At 70.1% G+C, this 9,150-nt stretch carries 9 protein-coding genes; 3 read left to right on the forward strand and 6 right to left on the reverse strand.

Going from position 1 to position 9,150, the window contains the following annotated elements:
• Positions 1 to 49: 49 nt before the first annotated feature.
• The 5 genes from AC1D2E_RS01830 to aceE are packed head-to-tail and all read right to left on the reverse strand — an operon-like array spanning position 50 to position 6,253.
• Positions 50 to 508 (reverse strand): RidA family protein, encoded by a 459-nt coding sequence (locus tag AC1D2E_RS01830; protein WP_478195805.1) that lies wholly within the window; start codon positions 506 to 508, stop codon positions 50 to 52.
• Complete coding sequence (locus tag AC1D2E_RS01835) at positions 505 to 1,695, reverse strand: amidohydrolase family protein (RefSeq protein ID WP_478195806.1); 1,191 nt, start codon at positions 1,693 to 1,695, stop codon at positions 505 to 507. The genes AC1D2E_RS01830 and AC1D2E_RS01835 overlap by 4 nt, the downstream gene beginning before the upstream one ends.
• Positions 1,692 to 2,516, reverse strand: coding sequence for a 2-oxo-tetronate isomerase (gene otnI, locus AC1D2E_RS01840; protein WP_478195807.1), 825 nt, complete (start codon positions 2,514 to 2,516; stop codon positions 1,692 to 1,694). Before otnI ends, AC1D2E_RS01835 begins: the two co-directional genes overlap by 4 nt.
• Before the next feature lie 19 nt (positions 2,517 to 2,535).
• Positions 2,536 to 3,432, reverse strand: coding sequence for an L-threonate dehydrogenase (gene ltnD, locus AC1D2E_RS01845; protein WP_478195808.1), 897 nt, complete (start codon positions 3,430 to 3,432; stop codon positions 2,536 to 2,538).
• Between the two features lie 49 nt (positions 3,433 to 3,481).
• Positions 3,482 to 6,253, reverse strand: coding sequence for a pyruvate dehydrogenase (acetyl-transferring), homodimeric type (aceE, locus tag AC1D2E_RS01850; RefSeq protein WP_478195809.1), 2,772 nt, complete (start codon positions 6,251 to 6,253; stop codon positions 3,482 to 3,484).
• 106 nt (positions 6,254 to 6,359) lie between these two features.
• Here aceE and AC1D2E_RS01855 point away from each other — a divergent pair, with 106 nt between their 5' ends.
• Positions 6,360 to 6,842: an Lrp/AsnC family transcriptional regulator gene (locus AC1D2E_RS01855; protein ID WP_478195810.1), complete on the forward strand. Its 483-nt coding sequence runs from the start codon at positions 6,360 to 6,362 to the stop codon at positions 6,840 to 6,842.
• 253 nt (positions 6,843 to 7,095) lie between these two features.
• Here the strand turns inward: AC1D2E_RS01855 and mltA are convergent, their stop codons facing one another.
• A complete protein-coding gene (gene mltA / locus AC1D2E_RS01860; RefSeq protein WP_478195811.1) occupies positions 7,096 to 8,238 on the reverse strand; it encodes a murein transglycosylase A in 1,143 nt (380 codons plus the stop codon).
• Here mltA and AC1D2E_RS01865 point away from each other — a divergent pair.
• The gene (locus AC1D2E_RS01865) at positions 8,237 to 8,374 is read left to right on the forward strand and encodes a hypothetical protein (RefSeq protein ID WP_478173873.1); all 138 of its coding nucleotides are present in this window, start codon (positions 8,237 to 8,239) and stop codon (positions 8,372 to 8,374) included. The two genes, mltA and AC1D2E_RS01865, sit on opposite strands and share 2 nt — an antisense overlap.
• A 204-nt stretch (positions 8,375 to 8,578) precedes the next feature.
• On the forward strand, positions 8,579 to 9,150 hold a 572-nt coding region (locus AC1D2E_RS01870; protein WP_478195812.1), incomplete at its 3' end, for a YiaD family glycine zipper/OmpA-like lipoprotein.

A 9,150-nucleotide genomic window follows, 5' to 3' on the forward strand; every position in this document is an offset into this window, starting at 1 on the left:
CGCAGGCCGCCTTGGGGCGGCCCGGCGCCGGCCTGATCCCCGCCCGGGCTCAGCCCTGCGGCAGGTACATCGTGCCCTCGACCTCGACCAGCACCTCGTCCCCGGGCAGGAAGCGCGACACCTCGACCACGGTGCTGACCGGCGGCTGGCCCGGGTAGAACAGGCCGCGCACGCGGTTGTAGGGCGCGTAGTCGGGCAGGCGGCGGAAGTACTGCACCAGTTTCACCACGTCGTCCATCGTGCCGCCGTGCTCGGCCGCGATCTGGCGGATGCGCTCGAGCACGAACCAGCTCTGCGCCACGATCGCCGCCTCGAAGACGTCGACCGACATCTGGCCGGTGGCGTAGCCCAGCGTGCGCAGGGCCGCGCGCGCTTCGTCGGGAATGTCCTCGTAGCTCGCCACCGCGCGGCGGGTGGCCGGATCGACCGCGACCACCCCGCTCATGAAGACGAAATCGCCGACGCGCCTGGCGGCCGCGTAGTTGGCCATTGGCTTGCCCATGCTCATTGCGTGTTCTCCAGGGTCCGGCCGGCCCGGATGACGGTGCGGCGTCGGCCGCGCGGGTCCAGCAGTTCGTATTCGTCGGTCGCGGCCAGCAGCACCAGGTCGGCCGGACAGCCCGGGGCGATGCGTCCGTCCCAGGCCAGTCCCAGCGCCCGGGCCGGGCTCACGGTGATGGCGTCGAGCCAGTCGGCGGCCGGCGCCAGGTGCGCCATCTGCACGCCGAGGCCGAAGGTCTCGAGCAGGTCGTAGCCGCCGTAGGGATAGAAGGCGTCCTGGACGTTGTCGGTGGCAAGGCTCGGGCGCAGTCCGTGCGCCGCGGCCTCGCGCAGCCGCGTGATGCCGCGCTGCACCGGCGTGCGGTCCCAGGCGCCCTGCAGGTAGAGATTGGTGCTGGGCAGCGCGATCAGGTGGATGCCGGCCTGCGCGCACAGCGCCAGCGTGTCGGCGGCGGCGGCATCGTCCTGCACCGACAGCGAACAGGCATGGCCGCAGCTGACGCGGCCCTGCAGTTCGCGCGCGATCGTGAGCTGGGCGATCGTGCGCAGCCCGGCGGCGTCGGCGTCGAGCCCTTCGTCGACGTGGAAGTCCAGCGCCAGGCCGTGTTCCTGCGCCAGGTCGAAGACCCGGCCGAGCTTGTGCACGATGCCGTCGTTGCGGTAGACGAAGGCGCCGAGCACCCCGCCCGCACGCCGCACCGCCCGTGCGATGCGTTCGCCGGCAGCGCCCTCGGCGAACAGGTCGAGCGGCGTCAGCGCCACGAACTGCAGTTCGACGCGGCCGCGCCATTCGTCGCGCAGTGCCTCGAACACCGCCAGCGAGGTCGGCGCGTCGGCGCCGCCCCAATCGAGATGGGTGCGCAGCGCACGCGTGCCGGCGAGCCAGGCTTCGTTCAGCGCCCGCTGCATGCGCCTACGCAGCGACTCCGCGGTCCAGCCCGTGCGATGCGCCGCCATGCGCTCGATCGCCGCGAACAGGTTGCCCTCGGCCGCGCCGGCCTCGCGCACGGTGTAGTTCTTGTCGATGTGGGCATGGGCGTCGACCATCGCGCCGAGCAGGGTGCCGCGCGCCGGTTGAAGGCTGGTGGCGACGGCCTCGACCCGGTCGCCGGCCAGCGTGACGTCGAAGACCTCGGCCTGGCCCGCCGCGAAGCCCCGCAGGCGCGGCGGGATGCGGACGGCTTCCAGCCTCATGCGCGCGAAGTGCGTGGCAAGGCGCGCAGCCAGCCGAGCCCGGCGGAGGTGCCGTTGGCGACCGCACCGCGCTGCGGCCGGTATTCGCAGCCGACCCAGCCCTGCCAGTCGCACTGCGCCGACACCTCGTCGATCACGTCGAACAGGTAGGGATGGTTGAGCTCGCCGATGTCGGGCTCGTGGCGCTCCGGCACGCCGGCGATCTGGAAGTGGCCGACGCGGCCGGTCGGCAGGTACTTGCGGATCTTCATGGCCACGTCGCCCTCGACGATCTGGCAATGGTAGAGGTCCATCTGCACCTGCACGTTGAGCGCACCGACGGCTTCGACGATCTCGTGCGCATGGTCCTGCCGGTTCAGGAAGAAGCGCGGGATGTCGCGCGTGTTGATCGGCTCGATCAGCAGGTCGCGGCCGGCCTTCGCCGCTTCGACCGCGGCCCAGCGCAGGTTCTCGAGATAGGTCGGCTGCACGGTCTCGCGCTCGACGCCCTCGGGCACCAGGCCGGCCATGACATGGATGCGCGGGCAGTCGAGCGCCGCCGCGTAGTCGATCGCATGGAGGATGCCCTCGCGGAACTCCGCCTCGCGTCCGGGCAGGCAGGCCAGGCCACGCTCGCCGCGCTCCCAGTCGCCGGGCGGACCGTTGAAGAGCACCTGCCTCAGTCCGTTGGCCGACAAGCGCGACGCGAGTTCGCGCTGCGCGTAGGCATAGGGGAACAGGTACTCGACGGCGCCGAAGCCGTCCTTGGCTGCGGCCTCGAAGCGGTCGAGGAAATCGAGCTCCGGATAGAGCATGGACAGGTTGGCGGCGAAGCGGGGCATGGTTCGATGATAGGGAGGATCAGGAGGGCTCGGTGCGGCCGGGCAGCGCGATGCCCGGGAAGATCTTGATCACCGCGCTGTCGTCCTCCTTCGCGAAGCCGGCCGTCGATGCCTGCATGAACATCTGGTGCGCGGTCGACGCCAATGGCAGCGGAAACTTGCTGGCCCGCGCGGTGTCCAGCACCAGCCCGAGGTCCTTGACGAAGATGTCGACCGCCGACAGCGGCGTGTAGTCGCCGGCCAGCACATGCGCCATGCGGTTCTCGAACATCCAGCTGTTGCCGGCGCTGTGGGTGATGACCTCGTACAGCGCCTCGGCCGCCACGCCCTCGCGCAGGCCCAGCGCCATCGCCTCGGCCGCCGCCGCGATGTGCACCCCCGCCAGCAGCTGGTTGATGATCTTGACCTTGCTGCCCGCGCCCGCGCGGTCGCCGAGCCGGTAGACCTTGCCGGCCATGGCGTCGAGCACCGGATCGGCACGCGCGTAGGCCTCGGGCCGGGCCGAGCTCATCATGGTCATCTGGCCRCTCGCGGCCTTGGCCGCGCCGCCCGAGATCGGCGCGTCGATGTAGAGGATGCCCAGTGCGCCCAGGCGCTCCTCGAGCGCGATCGACCAGTTCGGGTCGACGGTCGAGCACATCACGAACACGCTGCCGGGCTTCATCGAGGCGGCGGCGCCGCCCTCGCCGAACAGCACGTCCTCGGTCTGGGCGGCGTTGACCACGACCGAGATCACGACCTCGCAGCGGTGCGCGACCTGCGCCGGCGTGGCCCAGGCGACGCCGCCCGCTTCGGCGAAGCGAACCGCGGCGCCGGGGCGCGCGTCGCAGACGTGCATCTCGTAGCCGCGATCCCGCAGCGTGGCCGCAATGCCCGCGCCCATGGCGCCCAGGCCGATCAGTCCTGCTTTGTTCATGAGGTGTCCTGGAAGGGTTCGCGCTTCGCGCGCGCCCATCATAGGGCCCTCAGCGCGATCCGAGCGCGTGACGTGCGGCGCGCGCGATGCTCTGCGCATCGACCCCGAAGAACTGCCGCAAGGCGGCGCGGGTGTCGCTGCGGCCGAAGCCATCGGTGCCGAGCGTGAGGAAGCGCCGCCCCTCGGGCAGGAAAGCGCGGACGCTTTCGGGCACGCTGCGCACGTAGTCGGTCGCGGCGATGACCGGGCCGCTGCCGCCCGCCAGCTGCCGCGCAATGAACGGCGTGCCCGGCTCGGCCTCGCCCGCCAGGGACCGCGCCTCGCAGGCACGGCCGTCGCGGGCCAGTTCGCTCCAGCTGGTGACACTGAAGACTTCGGCCGTGATGCCCTCGGCCGCGAGCTGCTGCGCGGCCTTGACGACCTCGGTCAGGATCGCGCCCGAGCCGAGCAGGCTGACCTGCGCCTTCGCACCGGCCGGCTGCGCGCCGGGCCAGCCGTCGAAGCGATAGCAGCCGCGCAGCACGTCGGCCTCCACGCCCGCCGGCAGGTCGGGCTGCGCGTAGTTCTCGTTCATCAGCGTGACGTAATAGAAGACGTCCTTCTGCTCGACCATCATCTCGCGGATGCCGGCATCGACGATCACCGCCATCTCGCCCGCGAAGGCCGGGTCGTACGCCTTGCAGTTCGGTATGGTGGCGGCGATCAGGTGGCTCGATCCGTCCTGGTGCTGCAGCCCTTCGCCGCCCAAGGTGGTGCGCCCCGAGGTGGCGCCGAGCAGGAAGCCGCGCGCCCGCTGGTCGGCGGCGGCCCAGATCTGGTCGCCGACGCGCTGGAAGCCGAACATCGAGTAGTAGATGTAGAAAGGCAGCATCGCCAGCCCGTGCACGCTGTAGCTGGTGGCGGCGGCCGTCCAGCTGGCGATGGCGCCGGCCTCGCTGATGCCTTCCTCGAGGATCTGGCCGTCGGTCGCCTCGCGGTACGAGAGCACCGAGCCGATGTCTTCCGGCGCGTAGCGCTGGCCCACGCTCGAATAGATGCCGACCTGCTTGAACAGGTTGGCCATGCCGAAAGTGCGCGCCTCGTCGGCCACGATCGGCACCACGCGCGGGCCCAGCGCTGGGTCCTTCATGAGGTTGCCGAGCATGCGCACGAAGGCCATCGTGGTGCTCATCTCCTTGCCGGCGGCGCCGACCGCGAACTGCGCATAGGCCGTGATGTCGGGCTTGGCCACGACCTCGCAGCCGGTCACGCGGCGCGGCATGCTGCCGCCGAGCGCGGCGCGCCTGGCCTGCAGGTAGCGCAGCTCGGCGCTGTCGTCCGCCGGCTTGTAGAAGGCCGCCGTGGTGGCCTGCGCGTCGGACAGCGGCAGCCTGAAGCGGTCGCGGAAGGCGATCAGGTCGGTGTCGTCGAACTTCTTCTGCGAGTGCGTGGTCATCTTGCCCTGCCCCGCGCTGCCCATGCCGTAGCCCTTCTTGGTGTGGGCCAGGATCACGGTCGGCCGACCGCGGTGCGCCACCGCCGCGGCATAGGCGGCATGGATCTTCACGAGGTCGTGGCCGCCGCGCTTGAGCTGGTCGATCTGCTCGTCGGTCATGCCCTGGGCGAGCCGCGCGAGTTCCTCGTTCTGGCCGAAGAAGGTGTCGCGGTTGTAGCGGCCGTCCTTGGCCGCGAAGGTCTGCATCTGGCCGTCGACCGTGTTCGCGAAGGCACGCACCAGCGCACCGGTGAGGTCGCGCGCGAACAGGCCGTCCCAGTCGCTGCCCCAGACCAGCTTGATGACGTTCCAGCCGGCGCCAGCGAACAGCTTCTCGAGCTCGTCGATGATGCGGCCGTTGCCGCGCACCGGGCCGTCGAGGCGCTGCAGGTTGCAGTTGACGACCCAGACCAGGTTGTCGAGCTTCTCGCGCGCCGCCAGGGTCAGCGCGCTCATCGATTCCGGCTCGTCCATCTCGCCGTCGCCGAACACGCCCCACACACGTCGCTTGTCGACGTGTACGCCGTTCTCGTTGCGGCCTTCGCAGTCGAGCAGACCGCGGTGCGTGAGGTAGCGCATGAAGCGCGCGTGGTAGATCGAGCTGATCGGCCCGATGCCCATCGAGCCGGTCGGGAACTGCCAGAAGTCCGGCATCAGGTACGGATGCGGATAGCTGCTCAGCCCGCGTGCGCCCTTGCCTTCGGTAAAGGCCGGCGCCGTGAGCTCCTGCCGGTAGTGGGTCAGGTCGTCTTCACCGAGCCGGCCTTCGAGGAAGGCGCGCGCATACACGCCCGGCGCGCTGTGCGGCTGGAAGAACACCAGGTCGCCAAGGTGTTGCCCCCCACGCTCCCCCACTTCGTGTGGGTCGCTGCCCCCCCTCGGGGGGCGCTCGCCGCTTGGGGCGGCCCGGCGCGGCTCGGCGTCCGTGCGCGCATGGAAGAAATGATTGAAGCCGGTCTCGAACAGGTCGGCCGCGCTGGCGTAGCTGGCGATGTGGCCGCCGAGCTCGCCGTAGGCCTGGTTGGCGCGCACCACCATCGCCAGCGCGTTCCAGCGCATCAGCGAGGCCAGGCGCTCCTCCATCGCGAGGTCGCCGGGGAAGGCCGGCTGGGCGTCGACGGCGATGGTGTTGACGTAGGGCGTCGACAGGTCCGGCTCCCAGCCGATGCGCTGCGCCCGCGCCAGCCGCGCGAGTTCGTCGAGCATCCAGCGCGCCCGCCCGGGCCCATGCGCCTCGGCCAGCGCGACGAAGGCGGCGCGCCATTCGGCGGTTTCGACGGGGTCGGGATCGTGCAGGGGCATGTCGATTGGGGCGCGCAAGTGGTCGGAAGGGATCGGGGCGTTCATAGGCCGCAATTTAGGCCGGGCCGGGTGAAATGGGGTGCTGTTTCCACATCTTCATCAAAGGGTTCGCCGCATAGAATTCCGCATTTTTGTCATTCGACGGCATTTCATGCAATTCGACGCGATCGACCTGTGCATCCTCGACGAGCTCCAGCGCGACGGCGCCTTGTCCAATGTCGAACTGGCGCGCCGCATCCACCTGTCGCCCTCGCCGTGCCTGGCGCGGGTCAAGGCGCTCGAGGCGGGCGGCGTCATCCGGCGCTACGTGGCGCTGGTCGACGCCGGCGCGCTGGGGCTCGGTCTCAATGTCTTCATCTCGATCAGCCTGAAGACGCAAAGCAAGCAGTCGCTGGCCGACTTCGAGCAGCGCATCGCGGAGCATGACGAGGTGATGGAGTGCTACCTCATGACCGGCGACAGCGACTACCTGATCCGCGTCGCCGTGGCCGATATCGCCGCGCTGGAGAAGTTCATCCTCGAGCAGCTGGCGCCGATCGCCGGCATCGAGAAGATCCGTTCGAGCTTCGCGCTCAAGCAGGTGCGCTACAAGACCGCGTTGCCGCTGCCGTCATGTTGCTCCCCCCCAGGTTGAGCTCACTTCGTGTAGCTCGCCCGCCCCCTGCCGGGGGCAACACCACCGGCCTGGCGAAGCCAGTTCCGCGGTGTTTCACCAACGGGCCTGGCTACGCCGGCCACAGATCCAGCGCCCGATTTCGGCGGCTGTGCGCAGCACAGCCCGCTTGTTGGTGGGCAGCCGTGGAACCGGCTTCGCCGGGCCACTGGCTGCGCCCCCGGTAGGGGGTGGGCGCCCGGACACGCAGTGCCGGGCAACCTGGGGGCGAGCCTTATTTCGGCCAGAGGGCCCACAAGCGCAGGGGCTGGTTCACGCGCGCCGCGACGCGGCCGGCATCGGCACCGGTGCCGGCGAAGTAGTCGGCCCGCACCGCGCCGACGATGGCGCTGCCGGTGTCCTGCGCGACCACCAGCTTGGCCATCGGTACCGCCGGCCCCGGCGAGGCGAGCCAGACGGGCGTGCCGTACGGAATGCTGTCGCGGTCGACCGCGATCGACCGGCCGGCCGTCAGCGGCACGCCCTGCGCACCCACCGGCCCCGAAGCGGCATCCACCTCGCTCAGCGGCTCCTCGCGGAAGAACACGTAGCGCGGATTGCTCCACAGCAGCTGCGACAGGCGCTGGGGGTTCTGCGCCACCCACTGCTTGGTGTCGTCCGGCCACAGGCTGACCTTGGTCGCGCCCTGGCTCACCAGCCATTGCTGCACGCTGCGGTAGGGCTGCTCGTTGGTGGCCGCGAAGGCCACGCGCACCATGCGCTGCGAGCCGTCGGCCTCGGTGACGCGCAGCCGCCCCGAGCCCTGGATGTGCAGCATCAGCACGTCGATCGGATCGGCCAGCCAGGCGATCTCGCGGCCGCGCAGCGCAGTCTGGGCCTGCGGCAGCGTGTCGATCTCCTGGCGCGTGTACCAGGGCCGCTTGGCGACCAGTCCGGCGGGCACCTGGTAGAGCGGCACCGTGTGGGTCGCGGTCGGGCGGCGCGAGGCGTCGAAAACCGGCTCGTAGTAGCTGGTGAGCTTGCCATCGCTCGGACCCGCCAGCGGCTCGATGCGGAACGGCTGCAGCCGCTGCTGCATCCACTCGCGCTGCTGGTCCGGCTCGGCCAGCGCAAGCTGGCGGACCTCGCGGCACAGCGGCGCCATGGCGGCGTTCGGCCGTGCGCAGTTGGAGACCATCGCCACCCAGCCTTCGTGCAGCGCATCCTCGTTGAAGCCGGGCAATTCGGACCACGGCACCGGCGTCCAGCGGCTCTTGGGATGGGCGAGCGATCCGGTCAGGGGTCCGAGATCGCGGGGTGCGGCCGGAGTCCCGCTCGGCGTTGCCGCCGGAAAGTCGGGCTGTCGTGTGCTGAAACTGCAGCCGGCGAGCGTTGCTACGATCGCAAGTCCCACCAGCCACCGGAGTCCTTTGTTCATGGGTCTGATTTTGCTTGAAGCCCTCGGGGCCGGAATCCTGCTGGTGCTGATCGTCTGGTGGACCATGTTCTCGGGCCGCAAGGGCGGCGAGCTGGACGACACGCAGGACAGCGACGCCCCCTCGAAACGCGATTGACCCGCCGTAGTCCGAGGCCGCTTCGGGATGTCGGCCAGCGCACTACAAGCTATCAAAAATATAGCGCCATAGCAAGGCACAGCAAGCGTTTGCAGTGCCCGATGCTTCAACTGCGTGACAGGGCGGCATGGCAGGGGCAGCTTTTCGGCCCATCGCGCTCGGGATAATGGTCCTTCATCGCTTTGCACCTCGAATAGGATCGACATGAAAAAATTCGTACTCGCCACCTGCGCCGCGGCACTCGTTCTCGCGGGCTGCGCCGGCACCGGTACCGGGACCGGCATGACCGAGACGCAGCGCAACACCGGCATCGGGGCTGGCGTGGGCGCGCTCGCCGGCGCGGCGATCGGGTCGGCCACCGGCGGCAACCGGAACGCCATCGGCACCGGCGCCGCGGTCGGCGCACTGGCCGGCGCGGCCGGTGGCTACCTGTGGTCGCAGCGCATGGAAAACCAGAAGCGCCAGATGGAAGCCGCCACCCAGGGCACCGGCGTGGCCGTGACCCAGACCGCCAACAACGAGCTCAAGCTGGCGATCCCGAGCGACATCTCCTTCGATGTCGGCCGGGCCGCGATCAAGCCCAATTTCTCGCCGGTGCTCGACCAGTTCGCGAGCGGCCTGCGCAACAACCCGAACGCCGAGGTGCGCATCATCGGCCACACCGACAGCACCGGCACCGACGCGATCAACAACCCGCTGTCGATCGCGCGTGCCGCCAGCACCCGCGACTACCTGGTGGCGCGCGGCGTGCCGGCCGCCTCGATCCGGATCGAAGG

The organism is Variovorax sp. P1_H2 (assembly GCF_056405295.1).